12 protein-coding genes and 1 pseudogene are annotated in these 16,765 nt (G+C 59.2%); 9 read left to right on the plus strand and 4 right to left on the minus strand.

Translation table 11 applies throughout. The features are described from left to right. Window positions 1-331: 331 nt before the first annotated feature. The 3 genes from argR to gmk all read right to left on the minus strand — a co-directional run bounded on the left by argR (window position 332) and on the right by gmk (window position 1,986). On the minus strand, window positions 332-790 hold the full coding sequence (gene argR, locus Q355_RS0113890) for an arginine repressor (RefSeq protein ID WP_027878330.1): 459 nt from the start codon (window positions 788-790) through the stop codon (window positions 332-334). Window positions 791-956: 166 nt separating this feature from the next. Further along, complete coding sequence (rpoZ, locus tag Q355_RS0113895; RefSeq protein WP_027878331.1) at window positions 957-1,265, minus strand: DNA-directed RNA polymerase subunit omega; 309 nt, start codon at window positions 1,263-1,265, stop codon at window positions 957-959. Window positions 1,266-1,314: 49 nt separating this feature from the next. Then, window positions 1,315-1,986 (minus strand): guanylate kinase, encoded by a 672-nt coding sequence (gene gmk / locus Q355_RS0113900; protein ID WP_027878332.1) that lies wholly within the window; start codon window positions 1,984-1,986, stop codon window positions 1,315-1,317. A 376-nt stretch (window positions 1,987-2,362) separates the two neighbouring features. Between gmk and Q355_RS0113905 the strand changes: the two genes are divergently transcribed. The 9 genes and pseudogenes from Q355_RS0113905 to Q355_RS16060 all read left to right on the plus strand — a co-directional run. After that, complete coding sequence (locus Q355_RS0113905) at window positions 2,363-3,820, plus strand: glycoside hydrolase family 13 protein (RefSeq protein WP_027878333.1); 1,458 nt, start codon at window positions 2,363-2,365, stop codon at window positions 3,818-3,820. Window positions 3,821-4,232: 412 nt separating this feature from the next. Continuing rightward, window positions 4,233-8,447: an intein-containing adenosylcobalamin-dependent ribonucleoside-diphosphate reductase gene (locus tag Q355_RS0113910; RefSeq protein ID WP_027878334.1), complete on the plus strand. Its 4,215-nt coding sequence runs from the start codon at window positions 4,233-4,235 to the stop codon at window positions 8,445-8,447. Window positions 8,448-8,759: 312 nt separating this feature from the next. Next, entirely contained in the window at window positions 8,760-10,031 is a 1,272-nt protein-coding gene (locus tag Q355_RS0113915; RefSeq protein WP_027878335.1) for an ABC transporter substrate-binding protein, read from the plus strand. A gap of 179 nt (window positions 10,032-10,210) precedes the next feature. Further along, on the plus strand, window positions 10,211-11,092 hold the full coding sequence (locus Q355_RS0113920) for a carbohydrate ABC transporter permease (protein WP_027878336.1): 882 nt from the start codon (window positions 10,211-10,213) through the stop codon (window positions 11,090-11,092). Then, the gene (locus Q355_RS0113925; protein ID WP_211247180.1) at window positions 11,082-11,930 is read left to right on the plus strand and encodes a carbohydrate ABC transporter permease; all 849 of its coding nucleotides are present in this window, start codon (window positions 11,082-11,084) and stop codon (window positions 11,928-11,930) included. The genes Q355_RS0113920 and Q355_RS0113925 overlap by 11 nt, the downstream gene beginning before the upstream one ends. 174 nt (window positions 11,931-12,104) lie before the next feature. Continuing rightward, entirely contained in the window at window positions 12,105-13,610 is a 1,506-nt protein-coding gene (locus Q355_RS0113930; protein ID WP_027878338.1) for a carboxypeptidase M32, read from the plus strand. Between the two features lie 194 nt (window positions 13,611-13,804). Next, window positions 13,805-14,833 carry a 4-hydroxy-3-methylbut-2-enyl diphosphate reductase gene (ispH, locus tag Q355_RS0113935; RefSeq protein ID WP_027878339.1) on the plus strand — a complete coding sequence of 343 codons (1,029 nt, stop codon included), beginning with the start codon at window positions 13,805-13,807 and terminating at the stop codon, window positions 14,831-14,833. Window positions 14,834-14,965: 132 nt separating this feature from the next. After that, the gene (gene dusA, locus Q355_RS16055; RefSeq protein WP_036259656.1) at window positions 14,966-15,997 is read left to right on the plus strand and encodes a tRNA dihydrouridine(20/20a) synthase DusA; all 1,032 of its coding nucleotides are present in this window, start codon (window positions 14,966-14,968) and stop codon (window positions 15,995-15,997) included. A 111-nt stretch (window positions 15,998-16,108) separates the two neighbouring features. Continuing rightward, window positions 16,109-16,420: pseudogene (locus Q355_RS16060) on the plus strand (response regulator); the annotation flags it as partial. Window positions 16,421-16,435: 15 nt separating this feature from the next. Here the strand turns inward: Q355_RS16060 and Q355_RS16065 are convergent. After that, a partial coding sequence (locus Q355_RS16065) for a transposase (protein WP_027877364.1) occupies window positions 16,436-16,765 on the minus strand: 330 nt, incomplete at its 5' end.

A 16,765-nucleotide genomic window follows, 5' to 3' on the forward strand; every position in this document is an offset into this window, starting at 1 on the left:
GCGAACCCTGGCTGAAGAATTCTGTTTAGAGCGCTCTGTGCAATTATTGAACCGTGGAAAACTTGATTGCTTTGTCCTGCATAGCACATTTGCCTCCCGGAAGAGCGGGTCATAAGAAATTCTTTGATTTGTTCTTTACTTTGGGGCCCCCGCCTGAAGTGTGGGTAGCAACAGCTCGGAAAGCCAGGGTGCTCTGAGCTACCCCTGACGGAACGATTCAGGCGGGGTTCATATTTCCAGATTTGCAGGTTGCCCCAGGAGCTTTGTCTGTAAAAGTTGGGGGGGTCTAATGTTCCGGGGTTGCTGAGATGGGGCCCGGCTTTGGATAGCCTCAGGCTAGGAACGCTTCGAACTCTTCTTGCAAGGCTTGGGCGGCTTGAATGGTGCGGCCCACCACCAGAATTGAATCCTCGCCCGCAATGGTGCCCACAATATCGTCGCGTCGGAGCCGGTCAATCAGAAGGGCGATGCCCGAGGCGTGGCCCTCCGAGACCTTGAGCACCACGATGTTCTCTCCCCGATCCACATCCCGCACAAAGGTAGGAAAAATACGCCGGAGCTCTTCTATGACATCTTCGCTGAGCTCGAGGTGGGCCAGGGCGTATTTGTGTTTCCCTCGCCCAAGTGGAACCCGTACCAGACGCATTTCGCTGATGTCCCTGCTCACAGTGGCCTGGGTTACGTCGTAGTTCATCTTTCGCAGCCGCTCCACCAGCTCGGCCTGGGTGGAAATACTCTCCCGGCTAATGATTTCCTGGATGGCTCGATGCCGCTGTTCTTTGCTTGCCATAGCGACTCCCTGAGTACCGATTTGCGATTATACAGGGTAAGTATGCCATGTTACAAGGAAAAGGGCGATTCTGAGGCCTTATTTTTCAGTTTCCGATTTTTTGTTACATGCATGAAGATGCGGGCTGCTCGAGGCCAGCCCGCATGCACCGCAATCGAAAAAAGGACTATTCCGCTGGTTCGGCGACTTCACGTGGGTACATCTGGTCGAGGAACTTGGCCAGACGGTCTTCGGCGATTAAATTCTCACCGATTACAAGCCGCCCGCTCTTGAGCTCCTGCATGGCCCAGGTAACTGCGTTGGGGTCGGGTTTTTCGCCTTCCAGGGTGCGCATGCGCGGGTACTCCTCGGGGCTCAGCACCGTGTTCTTGAAGTTATAGCGCAAAAGCTGCTGGGCTCGCTTGGCCGTTACTACGGTCAGGCGGTACTTGGAATCGGTAAGGGCCAGAAGGGTGTCAATGCCGGGTTCTGCCATAGGTATACCTCTGCAACTAAGTTCTGATTGTACAACATAGTTGGGGTTTTTATTTTCCCACTTCGCCAGCCGCGCGCCGTATGCGCTCGAGTTCATCGAGCTCGCTTTCCAGGGCGGGGTCTTTCGAAAGGGCGCGTGCAATGGCCTCGGTCATGCGAGGTTGCAGCAGCCGCTCGGCCTGTATGATGGCGGCAAAATCGGAGACGGCCTTGTCGAGCTGGTCGTTGACCAGCACATACTTGAACCGATCGGCCATGCGGATTTCTTCTTCTGCCCGCTCCAGCCGCTTGGCGATTTTGCTCAGGCTGTCGGTGCCGCGCACCAGCAACCTGCGCCGCAACTCGGAAAGGGAAGGCGGAATAATGAAGACCAGGATTGCTTCCGGCATGGTTTGCTTGACCTGCAAAGCACCCTGAACCTCTATCTCCAGCAAAACATCCTGCCCCCTGTTCAGGGCCTCCTCGACGGGCTCCCTGGGGGTGCCGTAGTAGTCGTCTACGTACTGCGCCCATTCCAAAAAACCGTTTTGCGCTATTTTGTTTTCAAACTCGGCCTTGCTGACAAAGTAGTAGTCCACCCCGTGGCGCTCACCCGGCCTGGGTGGGCGGGTGGTCATGGAGATGGAATAGTACATGCGGTGATATTCCAGCAGCCTTCCGCGGATGGTGCCCTTGCCCACCCCCGAAGCCCCGGTCATGACAAAAAGATTCCCACGCGGCATAACTGTGGCATCCTATCAAAGCTGGGGGTTTAGCGCTACCTATGCCTGGCTGAAGCGCTTATTGCACCCTTCACAGCAGGCAACTGTGCTGTGCCGGACAAAGCAATCAAGTTGTGAGCACTCTAAAGAAGTTTTGGTGCAGTTATACCGGATTCAAAAAGATAATCTTCAAACAAAAAGCGCTAAGAGGCTATCTTTTTGAATCCTAGAGCACACCCCTCGCTGCGCTCGGCGAAGAAAGCGTATCCCTTCGGTCGGGTTAGTTCGTCACCGTTCGGTGACGAACTAACCGAATCTGGTATTACACTTGAGTTCTGGCCGATAAGGTTTAGACTAACCCCTGGCAACGTGCAAGCGTTTTCTTGCAGGAGTTTGAATGACACCAGAGTGGGTCAAAGACGCGGTTTTTTATCAGATTTTTCCGGATCGCTTTCGCATAGGGCAAGGACCTGCGGGCCATCCTGCGCCGGTACAGGGTGCTTTTGAGGCCTGGGATGCGCCACCCACCCTGCGTGGCTTTAAGGGGGGCAACCTCTGGGGGGTTATCGAGAAGCTCGACTACATCCGGCAGCAGGGCTTCAACGCGCTTTACTTCTGCCCAATTTTTGCCTCAACCGCTAACCACCGCTACCACACCAGCGACTACTTCCAGGTAGACCCCATTCTGGGGGGTAATAGAGCTTTGCAGAAACTGGTAGAAGAGGCCCACCGGCGCGATATAAGGGTGGTGCTGGACGGGGTTTTTAATCACTGCGGGCGGGCTCATTTCGCTTTTCAACACGTTATGGAAAACGAGGCGGCCTCGCCTTACCGCGAGTGGTTCCATATCCAAAAATTTCCCCTGAACGCCTATTCCAAGCATGCCAATTACGCAGCCTGGTGGAACAACCCCGAGCTACCCAAGTTTAACACCGCCAACCCGGAGTGCCGCGAGTATCTGCTGTCGGTGGCGGAGTATTGGTTTCAGTATGGCATAGACGGCTGGCGCTTGGATGTGCCCAACGAGATTGACGACGACGAATTCTGGCGTGAGTTCCGCCGCCGGGTCAAGGCCCAAAACCCAGAAGCCTATATCGTGGGCGAGATCTGGGATGACGCCAGCCGCTGGTTAAAAGGCGACCAGTTCGATGCGGTGATGAATTACCCCTTGGGGCGTGCCATTCTGGGTTTTGTGGGCGCAGAGGTTCTGGACAAGGATTTGGCGGCCAGGAGCGGACTGGGGCGTTTGGAAAGCCTGGGGGCCATGGCCTGCCACCACCGCCTCGAGGATCTCTTTCGGCGCTACAGCTGGGACATCGTGACCGCTCAGATGAACATTATGACCTCGCACGACACCCCGCGCATCTTAAGCCTCCTGCGGGGCCAGCTCGAGCTGGTGCAGCTGGCTTTTGCCATGCTCTTTACCCTACCTGGTGCACCCACGGTCTATTATGGCGACGAAATAGGCATGGCTGGAGGCCATGACCCCGACAACCGCCGGGGCATGATCTGGGATGAGGCGCGCTGGCACAAATCCCTGCAGCAAACCATTCAACAGATGTCGGCCCTGCGCCAGTCGAGGCCGGCGCTGCGGCGGGGGCGCTACCAGTACCTTTATGCCCAGGACGCTCACCTGGCCTTTGCCCGTACGTTTGAGCAGTCCAGCCTGGTGGTGACCATTAATGCTTCGTCCGAACCCTGGCGCATCAACATTCCGCTACACGGGCTGTGGCCGCGGGGTGAGCAGGCCATAGACTTGCTGTCAGGCAAAATGGGTCGTAGTGTGGGGGGGTACCTCGAGGATGGCATTCTGGAGCCTTTTAGCCTGGCTGTGTGGCAGACCCTCGAAGCATAATAGAGCGCTCTTCAGAAACATTGAGCTGCTCACAACTTAATTGCTTTGTCCGGCACAGCACAGTTGCCTCCCAAATGGGAGGCCACGTCTGTGAAGGGTGCGATAACCCGACCCCGGACACATGTCAGGGCTGGCCGCAAGCCAGTGGGGCCGCTTTCTGTTCTCAACAGATAAAACCCAAGATGGAGCCACTACTTATGGTATATATTCACAAAAGAGCCCCTATATTCTGAATGCGCATCTTGATTTTTCTCTGCTGACAGCTTTATTATGCTGGCATCCAAATTCCGCAAATGTCGGTTGACCCCTTGCCAGGATTACACAACAGGTAGTAGTATCGAGCGCGGAAACCCCCATATCTAGTGCCACACGGCGTGGCTGGGGGAGTTCTTGCCTAACATTGGAGGAGTCCATGAATAGCTTTAAACCCGCACTTTTTGACGACCATGCCCAGGCAATTGCCAAACGTCAATACATGCAGCCTGGTGATGGGGATATATATGGAATGTTTCGTCGGGTGGCTGCCTGGGTGGCCTCAGCCGAAAGGTCTGAACAAGATAAACAATACTGGAGCGAGCAGTTTTACCAGTTGATGGCCTCCAAGCGCTTCTGTCCGGGGGGGCGGGTGCTGGCGGGTGCGGGAACCCAGCACGGCAATGTCCTCAACTGTTTTGTGCAGGGGGCGACCGAACATGACCCCAGTAGCTTTGAAGGCATCATGGAAGTGGCCACCAAGCTGGCCCTGGTGACCAAGGTGGGTGGGGGCAATGGGGTTAACTTAGACCCCTATGTTTCCCGTAAAAACGCCGGTCTACGCGGCACGGTGCGCGGTTTCGCTTACATTTCTGCCAACCATGCCGATGTTGAAGACTTTATCAAGGGCAAGATGCGGCCCCCCATCAACCCCGATGGCGAAAAGGAAAACATCACCGTACGCAACTGGACGCGGGTGGTCTATGGCCTGCTGAAGCCCGAGCTGGCGGCGCTGGCCCGGCGCAACGGGGTGATGACCGTGCGGGAGAAGCCTGCCGATGTACTGGTCGTGCCGGACGATATGCGCGGCATCATCGAGGCTGCCAAAGCCGCCCTGAGCCTGGCGGTGAAGGGCCAGGAACCCCACGTGGACTTCAGTAGCCTTCGCCCCGAAGGTGCCCCCATTAAGGGCAGCGGCGGAACCAGCAGCGGGCCGGTAAGCTTTTTGGTGGAGATTTTCGACAACTTTTTGGAGTGGGCCAATCTGGGTGCGGAAAAAGCAGGCCCTGTGGCTACCTTGCGCTATGTGTACGCGCCGGTGCTGCGGGTGGTGAGGCAAGGCGGAACCCGCCGTGGGGCGGGCATGGCCACCATCGCCATTGACCACCCCGACCTGCTGGACTTCCTCACCGCCAAAGACCTCGACCGCGAGGCCAGCGAGGGCGACATCTCTACCTTCAACATTTCCATTCTGGTTACCGAAGCCTTCTGGCAGACCCTCCAAGCCGATGGGCTGTGGGCGGTAGAGCCTTCGGAAGTGCCGGGCAAGTACTACCCCTACCCGGTGCAGGGGCCCTACACCGGTACCCTACCCGACCTGCCCGAGCGCGCCCAGGATGGCGCCCGTCCCATTCCGGTCTACGACGGCAAAGTGCCGGCCAGGTGGCTCTGGCACGAGATTGCCTGGCACGCATGGGCCACCGGGGAGCCGGGCCTGATCTTTGTGGATCGCATCAACGAGCTTTCGGCCCTGAAGAACCTGGGGCCTCGCTATCAGATTCGCTCGACCAACCCCTGCTTTGTGGGCAGCACGCGCATTCCGTCGGAATTTGGTCTGCTACCCATCGAACAGCTCACCAGCAAAGGCAGCTTCTACTTGGCTACGGACAACCGTGCTCCCTTGGCGGGTGTGGGCACGGCTGGCCGTGAACGTGGGGTAACGGTGCGCAGGGCTGCCAAGGCCTTCTACACCGGGGAGCGGGAAGTGGTTCACCTCAAGACCCACGAGGGTGTTACCCTTACCCTGACCCCCAACCACCCCCTCCTCACCCCCCAGGGGTACGTGGAGGCCGGACAGTTGAAGCCCGGTGACAAGCTGCTGGTGCAGAGCGGCGAGGGGCTGTGGGCTAAGGAGCAGGCCCTGCCGCCCGCCGTGCTACAGGTCGTGCGTGAGCGGGTTGCAGTGGCCGGAGGCAAGGGCTATAGCGGAAGGCTCGATGTGCGCGAGCAATACGCCAACATGCCCACCCAGTGGAGTGAGAACTTGGGCCTGGTGCTGGGCTGGCTGGTCGGCGACGGGTACTTGCGCGAGGACGGGGTGGGATTCTTCTTCGGCAACCGCGAATTTGCCCAGGCCCAGGTCGTTGTGGATAGTCTACGCGACTGGTTCGGCCAGGGAACTCTGCAAGCCACCACCTCCAACACCCAACACCTGCACTTCAACAAACTGCCTGCGGAGTTCTTCTCCGCCTTAGGTGTAAAAGCAGTCAAGGCCACCGAGAAGCGGGTTCCGGAAAGTATATTCACCGCGCCCCGCGAGGCAGTGGTGGGCTTCCTGCGCGGGCTGTTCAGCACCGACGGCACGGTAGAGCGCAACGACCGCAAGCAAAGCTGTAGCGTACGACTGGCCTCCTCGAGCCTCGGCCTGCTCGAGGACGTGCAGCTCCTGCTGCTCAACTTCGGCATTTTCGGGCGCATCCACCACCGCCGTGCGGCCAGCTTCAAGGCTCTGCCGGATGGCCGGGGAGGGCTCTGCGAGTACCCCGTTGCCGAACAGTACGAGCTGATCATCGGTTCCGAGAGCCGTGACCGCTTCGCCGAGATTATCGGCTTTGCCCTGCCCGAGAAGCAGGCCAAGCTCGAGCAGTTCATCCGTGAGCGCAGCCGGGGCGGCTACCGCCAGCGCTTTGAGGTCACGGTAAGCCAGGTCGAACCGGCTGGGATAGCGCCGGTTTACGACCTGACCGAGCCCGTAACCCACAGCCTGATTGCCGGCGGTGTGGTGGCTCACAACTGCGGGGAAATCCCGCTCACCGTGGGCGAGCCCTGCGACCTGGGGGCCATTAATCTGGCTGCTTACGTGGATGGAGGCGAGTTCAACTTTGTCGAGTTCCGCAAGGATGTTCACACCGCCATTCGCTTCCTGGACAACGTGCTGGATGTGAACATATTTGCCCTCGAGGACAACCGCATCGCCAGCCAGACCCTGCGCCGGTTGGGCCTGGGGGTGATGGGTCTGGCCGACATGCTGATCAAGCTGGGCCTGCCCTACTCTTCGGAAGCGGGCCGCCGGGTGGTGGCCCAGGTGATGAACGTGATGCGCGAAGAGGCCATTGCCGAGTCGGAGCGGCTGGGTCAGGAGCGGGGGGTGTTCCCGCTGTACGAGCAAAACCGTGCCGCTTTCGAGGCGCTGGGGATCCGCCCACGACGCAACGTGGCAGTGCTGACGGTGGCCCCCACCGGAACCACCAGCATGCTGATGGGGGTCTCGAGCGGCATCGAGCCAATGTTCTCGCCCTTTATGTGGCGGCGCATTGGGGGTGAGTACAAGGCCCTGCTGCACCCCTTGTTTGTAGAGATGATGGAGCAGTTCCCGGCAAGCGGGCCCTTCGAGAAGAACGGGGCCTGGGACTGGGACGCCATCATCGAGGCCATTCAGGCCAACCACGGCAGCGTGAAAGGCCTGGAGGGTATCCCCAGCGCCATTGCATCGGTGTTTGAGGGGGCCCACGACGTGCCCCCGCTCGACCATGTGCGGATGCAGGGCGTGGTGCAGACCGCCTTCGATGCCGAGGGCTACGCGGCCAACTCACTTTCTAAGACCATCAACCTACCCAACCAGGCCACGGTGGAAGATGTAGAGGCAGCCTATACCGAGGCCTATATGACCGGCTGCAAGGGCATCACGGTCTACCGCGACGGCAGCCGCGAGTACCAGGTGCTTTCGGTGAGCAAGGAAGAGAAGAAAGAAGAGAAGGCTGAGGGTAATAGCAAAGAGACCGTGGTGGTGCAGCCGGCGCTGCTGGATGTTCCGCCCAGCACGGCCTCGAGCCGCCCTGAAAGCGAACGCACGGCCCGTCCCATCTTCGAGCGCACGGGCCGGCTGGTGGGCTACACCGATATGGTCAAGCTCACTGCAGCCGATGGCACCCGCCGGGGCTTTTTAGTTACGGTAAACATGCAGGGCGAGCACCCGGTGGAGGTGATTCTTACGTCGGGCAAGGCGGGCGATGAAGCCAACGCCGACAGCGAAGCCCTGGGCCGCATCATCTCCAAGGCCCTGCAATACGGCGTGCCGGTAGCCGAGCTGGTCAAAACCCTGCGGGGCATCAACGGCGGCCTGTATGGCAGCTACCAGGGCCGCTTTGTAACCAGCAAGGCCGACTTGATTGCGGTCGCGCTGGAAACCACCAGCAAAATCCAGATTGCCGAGGCCGAGCGTAAAGCCGCCCAGATGCCTGTGGACGAGGCCATGGTGCCCCAGGCCTTGCAGCGGGCCATGACCGCACCCATCCAGAACATATCGCTGCAGACGCAATCGCCCGTTGGTGGCAAGACCGGCCTCGGTAAGTGCCCGGAGTGTGGTGACGACAACCTGGTGCGTGAGGAAGGCTGCACCAAGTGCTATAGCTGCGGTTACAGCAAGTGCGGTTAGGCGAAAAATATCTAGCTGCTGCCTGCTTTTCACCGCAACATCCCCAGGGCTGCACCTGCTTGACCTCGTTGCCTCGAGCTTTGAGCTTGGGGCAACGGGCTGTTGCCAGCAGGGGGTGATGAACCGGTTGCGTGAAGGGGGCCTTTGCCAATTTTGCTGTTTCTATGCCTCTTATTCTAAATTGATACTGGATTGACAATCGGGCTAGCAGGTAATAGACTTCGCCAAGGAAGTACTTCCAAAAGATAAAGGTATATAAATCAGCTCTGGCTGATGTGCTTTGGAAGCACTTCCAATGAAACAGGAGGAAACATGAAGAAGTGGCTTGTAGGTGTATTGGCCCTGGCCTTTACCGTGGGTGGGCTGGCCCTCGCCCAGGGGGTAACCATCCGTGTTGCGGGTGACTCAACCGCAGTGGGCGAGGGTGGCCGCTGGATGAAGGCCAAGGCGGAAGAGTGGGCTCAAAAAACCGGTAACAAAATCGAATACATTGACTCCCCCGCCGACACCAACGACCGGCTGGCCCTGTACCAGCAGTACTGGGCAGCCCGTAGTGCCGATGTGGATGTGTACATGATTGACGTGATCTGGCCCGGTATTGTGGCCCCACACGCAGCCGATCTCAAGCAGTTCTTTACCGAAGCCGAGCTGAGCCAGTTCTTCCCCCGCATCGTGGAAAACAACACCATCCGGGGCAAGCTGACCTCGATTCCCTTCTTCACCGATGCGGGCCTGCTTTACTACCGCACCGACCTGCTGCAAAAGTACGGCTACCAGCGCCCACCCCAGACCTGGACCGAACTTGACCAGATGGCCACCAAGATTCAGGCCGGGGAGCGCCAGGCGGGCAACCGTGACTTCTGGGGCTTCGTCTGGCAGGGTAAAGCCTACGAAGGCCTGACTTGCGACGCCCTCGAGTGGATTTTCTCTATGGGCGGTGGCCGCATCATCGAGCCGGATGGCCGCATTAGCATTAACAACGCCCAGGCCATTGCTGCTTTGAACATGGTTCGTAGCTGGGTGGGCCGTATCTCGCCCCCAGGTGTGACCAGCTATGCCGAGGAAGAAGCCCGCAACACCTTCCAGACGGGTAACGCTGCCTTTATGCGTAACTGGCCCTACGCTTACAGCCTGGGCCAGAGCGAGGGTAGCGCGGTGCGGGGCAAAATTGGCGTGACGGTGCTGCCCCGTGGTGCAGGTCAGGGTGGCCGGAATGCAGCCACCCTGGGTGGCTGGCAGCTAATGGTTTCTGCCTACTCCAAGAACCAAAAGGTAGCCGCCGACCTGGTCAAGTACCTGACCAGTGTGGAGATTCAGAAAGACAACGCCGTTAACCTTTCGCGCCTGCCCACCCGGCCCGCCCTTTACAACGACCCCCAGGTGCTGGCCAAGAACGCCTTCTTCAAGGATCTGCTGCCGGTATTCCAAAACGCCATCGGTCGTCCTTCGGGCGTAGCGGGTGCCCGCTATAACCAGGTCTCCGAAGCCTTCTGGACGGGTGTTCACGAAGCCATTACCGGACGCAAGCCCGCCGCCCAAGCTGTGAAGGATATCGAAGCCGCCTTGCGGCGTATCCTGCGCTAGGCCTTTGGTAAAGCTTGGTTGGGAATGGGGTCGGATATCCGGCCCCATTCTTTGGTCAGAGAGCAGGCTTTAACGTGTCATACGGGTGCTTGGAATATGGATACAACAACCAATATAGTAGCGGTGTCTTGCAACATACCGCCATACTCCTTTTGAAGATTAGCTAGGGGAGGTGATGGATGCTCACTATTCGACAAACCCGTTTAGCCTGGCTACTGGTATTGCCCACGCTACTGGTGGTGGCGTTTGTGGCGGGCTATCCGCTGGCTCAGGTTTTTTACTACTCGTTTCACCGGGCCGATATCTCTTTTGTAGAACCAACCGAGTTTGTTGGTTTCAAGAATTACATTTTCTTGCTGCAAGACCCCGACTTTAGAGGTGCGCTCTGGAATACCCTGCGCTTTACCGTGGCCTCGGTCTTTCTGGAGACGGTGCTGGGCCTGGCCATCGCCCTGGTGATTCACTCCAACTTCAGGGGTCGGGGTATCGTGCGGGCCGCCATTCTTATTCCCTGGGCCATCCCCACGGTGGTATCGGCCAAGATGTGGCAGTGGATGCTCAACGACATCTACGGGGTCATCAACGTGATTTTGCTCAACACCGGTTTGGTTGCCAACAAAATTGCCTTCCTGGCCAACCCCAATACGGTGCTGTGGGCCATGGTTGCGGTGGATGTTTGGAAAACCACGCCGTTTATGGCCTTGTTGTTGCTGGCCGGTTTGCAGCTCATCCCTTCGGACATCTACGAGGCGGCCGACATCGATGGGGCCAGCCGTTGGCAGCAGTTCTGGACGTTAACCCTCCCGCTCTTGACCCCGGCCTTGGTGGTGGCCCTCATTTTTCGCACCCTGGACGCACTAAGGGTCTTCGATGTGATCTTCGTGATGGTGGGGGTTAATACCGCTACCCGCAGCCTGGCCATCTACAACCGCCAGACCCTGATTGATTTTCAGGACTTGGGTTACGGTTCTGCCGTATCGGTAGCCATCCTGGTTATCATCTTTATCTTTGTTGTGCTGTACATGCGTGTAGCCGGAAAGGGGGTGCGCGGTGAGGACTAAAGGCGTGAGCTACTACCTGGGGCGGTTGCTGTTCTATGCGTTGGTGGCATTTATTGTGGTCTACAGCGTGTTTCCCTTTTACTGGGCCATCATCAGCAGCTTTAAGACCAGCGATGCCCTGTTTAGCCCGAACCCGAGCTTCCTGCCCGTCCCATTTACCCTTTCGCACTACCAGAACGTATTCAGCGGTGCGGAGTTTGGCCGGAACCTACTCAACTCACTTATTGTGGCAGGAGGTGCCACCCTAATTTGCCTGGTGATGGGCGTGATGGCGGCCTACGCGCTGGGCCGGCTGCGCTTTCCTCCCAAAAACGCCGTGCTCTACCTGGTGCTGGCCATGACCATGTTCCCACAGGTATCGGTGCTCTCGGGCATGTTTGTGTTGTTGCGGGAGACGGGCCTGTTCAATACGCACGCGGGTTTGATTCTTTCTTACTTGCTTTTTACCCTACCCTTTACAGTTTGGGTGCTGACCGGCTACTTCCGGGGGTTGCCGCGGGAGCTCGAGGAGGCCGCCTATGTGGATGGTGCAACACCCATACAAACCTTGCTCCGGGTGATGTTGCCCCTCACTGGCCCCGGTCTGGTTACCACCGGTTTGTTGGCTTTCATTGCAGCTTGGAACGAGTACCTCTTTGCCCTGACCTTTACCATCGGCAACAATGTCCGCACGGTTCCGGTGGCCATTGCATCTTTTGGTGGGGCTACTCCCTTTGAGATACCCTGGGGCTCGATTATGGCGGCTTCGGTGGTGGTGACGGTGCCGCTGGTGATTATGGTGCTCATCTTCCAGCAGCGCATCGTGGCCGGGCTAACGGCTGGAGCTGTGAAAGGGTAAGCTTGCTCGAGGGATGCATTCAGTGCGGGCCATTGAACTGGGAGATTACGTTATGTACCCCATCTGAAGTTTCTGTTTAGCGCAGGTCAAAGCCGGCTGGATTTGTGAGCAGCCCTCAGCCGTACTTCAGGCGGGGGCCCCAGCAAAAAGAGCGAACCGCTATGATGGGCAGGTATGATGCAAGAAGCATACCGATGGCTTTGGGAACACAGCAGAGAAACCGCCTATCTGGCCTCCTTTGGCAGGCTGGCCGGCTGGGATCAGGCCACCTATATCCCGCGCAAGGGCCATGCCCACCGGGCCCAGATGCAGGCCGCGCTGGCCAAGCTCCTGCACCAGCGGGCCACCGACCCCCGCGTTGGCGAGATGCTGGCGGTTGTAGAGGGCTCGGACTGGCTGGGGCCCCCGGAGTCGGTGGAGGCAGTGAATGTGCGGGAGTGGCGCAGGGCCTACGATCACGCTTGCAAAATTCCCCAGCGGCTGGCGGTTGAACTGGCCCAGGCCACCAGCGAGGGCGAGGCCATCTGGCAGCAGGCCCGACCCAAGAACGACTGGGAGGCTTTTAGGCCAACGCTCAAAAAAATCTTTGGCCTTACCCGTGAGCTTGCCGATGCCATTGGCTACCAGGACGAGCCCTACGATGCCCTGCTTGATCAGTACGAGCCGGGGGCTACCACAAAGCAGCTCGAGCCGGTCTTTGCCCGGCTGCGCCAGGCCACCGTGGAGCTGCTGAAGCGGCTGGATGGCAGCACACGCAAGCCCGACACCAGCATTTTGCACCGCCACTTTCCCCAAAGCGCCCAGGAAGCCTTTGGACGGGAGGTCGTGGCAAAAATAGGCTTTGACCTCGAGGCGGGCCGCCTCGACGTGGTGGCCCACCCTTTTATGCAGGGCATCGGCCCCGGCGACGTGCGCCTGACCACCCGCTACTATGAGGACTACTTCAACGCCGGATTTTTTGGCATTGTGCACGAGATGGGGCACGGGCTCTATGGACAGGGGCTCTTGCCCGAGCACTTCGGTACCCCCATGGGCAGCGAAATCTCGCTGGGTATCCACGAGTCGCAAAGCCGTACCTGGGAAAACCTGGTGGCCCGTAGCCTGGGCTTCTGGCGCCACTTCTGGCCCAGAGCCCAGCAACACTTTTCATCGCTGGGCGATGTGCGCCTCGAGGATTTTCACTTCGCCATCAACGAGGTCAAGCCGAGCCTGATCCGGGTAGAGGCCGACGAAGTCACCTACAACCTGCACATCATGATTCGCTTCGAGGTAGAACTGGCCCTCTTGCGCGGTGAGTTATCCATAGACGATGTGCCCGAGGCCTGGGATACTAAATACCAGGAATACTTAGGGGTTCGCTCAGCGGAAATCCGGGATGGGGTAATGCAAGATGTGCACTGGTCGGCGGGGTTGATTGGCTACTTCCCCACCTACACCCTGGGCAACCTTTACGCAGCGCAGTTTTTTGCCAGGGCCGAACAGGAGCTGGGGTCGCTCGAGGCGCAGTTTGCCCAGGGGGAGTTCACCCCCCTGCTGGAATGGACGCGCAAGAACATCCACCACCAGGGTAGCCGCTACTGGCCCCGCGATCTGGTGCGCGTGGTAACCGGCCAGGATCTGAACCCGCAGTTCTTGATCGACAATCTGAACCTTAAATACTCGGCGCTTTATGCGGTCTGATATGAACCCCACCTGGAGCATTCCGCTTAGAAGGTCAAGCCCTCCTGTATGTTCAGGCTGCTACGGCCAGTGTTTCAGGCGGGGCCCAGCAGAAAGAGCAAACAACCCTAGTGGTCTGGGAGGTCTGGTGACGATCTGACCCCACCTGGTATTACATAGCCAGCGGGCGTGCTGTGCTAAGGTAGGTTCTTGATATGGTGGAACGCGTATATCTGGCCAAGCCCAGGGGTTTTTGTGCTGGGGTGGTGATGGCCATCGAAGCGGTGGAAAAGGCGGCTAAAGAACTCCAGGATGAGGGGGAGCTGGTGGTGTATCACGCCATCGTCCACAACGACATCGTGCTCAGACGCCTGCAGGAACAACACCGCGTGCATTTTGTCGAAGACCTGGCCGAGGTGGAGCAGCTGCGTGGCGAGCTGGCAAAAGCGGGTAAGAAGCTCAGCGATACCGTGGTTTTTTCCGCGCATGGGATTCCCCCCCGGCTGCGCACCGAGGCGGCTGAGCGCAATCTGCACCAGATTGACGCCACCTGTCCCCTGGTGACCAAGGTTCATACTGAGGCCAGGCGCTACGCCAGAGAAGGCTACTGGATTCTGCTCATTGGCGACTCTGCCGACCACCAGGAGATCAAGGGAACCCGGGGTGAAGCGCCGGAGCGCACCATTCTGGTAGCGGTGCATACCCATGTGGGGCGCGACCCCCGCCTGGCCGACCCCCGTACCGTGGAGGTGCCCGACCCCGAGAAGGTGGTGGTGCTGACCCAGACCACCCTTTCGGTAGACGACACCCTGGCGACCATTGAAATTCTCAAACAGCGCTTCCCCAGGCTGGTGGTGCCCAGCCGCCACGACCTGTGCTATGCCACCAAAAACCGCCAGGATGCCGTAAAGCAAATTGCGCCCAAGGTGGATATGTTTCTGGTGCTGACCAGCCTGACCTCTTCAAACGGGATGCGGCTACTCGAATTAGCCCAGAGCCTGGTGGGCCGGGCCGAGCGCATCAATACAGTGCAGGATATCCGCCCCGAGTGGCTCGAGGGGGTGCGCTCGGTTGGCATTACCTCGGCGGCTTCTACCCCAGACGACCTGGTGCAGGAAGTGGTGGCCTATTTCCGCCAGCAGAACCCTGGCCTCGAGGTCATCGAGGAAGGCGAGTGGGAAGACATCGAGTTCCGCGAGCCAAAACGGGTATCGCCCCAGGAAGTGCTGGCAAGCCAGATCTAAACGCCAGGAAAGCGGTTGGCTGGATGCGAAAAGCAAATTGGTGGCTAAAACCAGGCTGGATTATGGAGGGGTGCTGTGCCCATGGCCCTGTCTTGCCAGCCAGCCTAACCCGGCGCCGCTAAAGGTTTGACGATGGCCCCGATTACCCAGAACCCAAGCCCTCACGTGCTTTCTGTCGCGCCCATGCTGGACTGGACAGACCGGCACTTTCGCTACCTGTTGCGGCTGGTAACCCGGCGGACACGGCTTTATACCGAGATGGTGGTGGATCAGTCCATCCTGCTGGGAAATCGGCCCCGGCTGCTGGATTTCAGCCCGGAGGAGCACCCGCTGGCTTTGCAGCTTGGGGGTTCGCAGCCGGAAAAACTGGCAACCGCAGCGCACATTGGCGAAAAGTGGGGCTACGACGAGATTAACCTGAACCTGGGCTGCCCCTCGGAGCGGGTGCAGGGGGGAGGTTTTGGGGCCTGCTTGATGCTCGAGCCCGAGCGGGTGGCCGAGTGCATGGCCGCCATGCGGCAGGCGGTGCGTATCCCCGTTACGGCCAAGCACCGCCTAGGGGTAGATGAGCTAGAAGACTACCGCTATGTGGCGCGCTTTGTCGAAAAACTAGCGGATGTGGGTATCGAGGTCTTTATCATCCATGCCCGCAAGGCCTACCTCAGGGGCCTTTCGCCCGCTGAAAACCGCACCGTGCCGCCCCTGCGCTACGAGTGGGTCTACCGACTCAAGCAGGACTTCCCCCACCTGACCATTGTGCTGAACGGGGGGGTGCGAACCCTGGACGAAGCCCAGGCCCACCTGGAGCGGGTGGATGGGGTCATGCTGGGACGGGCGGTTTACGAGAACCCCTTTGTGCTCGAGCGGGCCGATGCGCGGTTTTTTGGCCTGAACCGCTGGCCAAACCGGCTCGAGGTGGCCCAGGCCATGCTCTTCTACGCCGAAGCCCAGCTCGAGCAGGGAACGCCCCTGTGGGCCATTGCCCGCCACATGCTGAACCTGTTCAAGGGGCAGCCGGGGGGTCGCTTGTGGCGCAGACTGCTTTCGGAGCGGGCTTGTCGGCGGGGAGCTGGGGTTGAGGTGCTGCGCCAGGCCCTCGAGCAGGTACAGGCTGAAGCCGACCGGCGGGCTGATAAACCCCTTGTCTCGCTGGCTACAGATTAATTTCCTGTTTACCACCTGGTTTTAGGCTGGTGATGAAGGCCGGCAGGGTCAAAGGCTCAGGAAGGGGTGTCCGCTTACCGACACGTACTGTAGCATTCAGAAGGATCAATCATGCGGATTTTACTGGTCGAGGACGAAGCGGGTCTGGCAGGGCCCCTGCTGGCCTTGCTGCGACGGGAGCGCTACGAGGTAGAGTGGGCCGATAACCTTGACCAGGCCCAGAAGCTGGTGGATGAGCTCGAGCCCGACCTGATTGTCCTGGATGTGATGTTGCCAGAGGGGGATGATGCGGGTTTTCGTCTGGCCCAGCAACTCCGCCAGGGGGGGTTTGAGGGGGCTATTTTGTTTCTTACCGCCCGTGATGCCGTGGAAGACCGGGTGCTGGGGCTGGATCTGGGTGGGGACGATTACCTGGTAATACCAACCTTAGATAGATAGTCATTCTTCAGGAATCCACCCGAACCCCGCCACCCCCCGGATGACCTCGGGGTGCTCCTGGAGATAGACACACCGCTCTGCCAGACGCTCTTGCAAAGCCTCCAAGCTGGGGAAACTCTCATTGGCCACCGCTTCCCGCAGCAAAGGCACCACCGGCTCTGCCGGGGAGAGCTCGGGGGTGTAGGGCGGTAAGTGCAGCAGCAGCAGACCGGGCGGTACCTGGAGGTCTTTGGCCCGGTGCCAGCCTGCGTTGTCCAAAAGCAGCACCAGAACCTTCCGCCCCTCTGGGTCCACCTCCTGCTGAAACTCCCGTAGGGCCAGACTCATGAG

This window comes from Meiothermus cerbereus DSM 11376, assembly GCF_000620065.1.
Lineage (GTDB): Bacteria > Deinococcota > Deinococci > Deinococcales > Thermaceae > Meiothermus > Meiothermus cerbereus.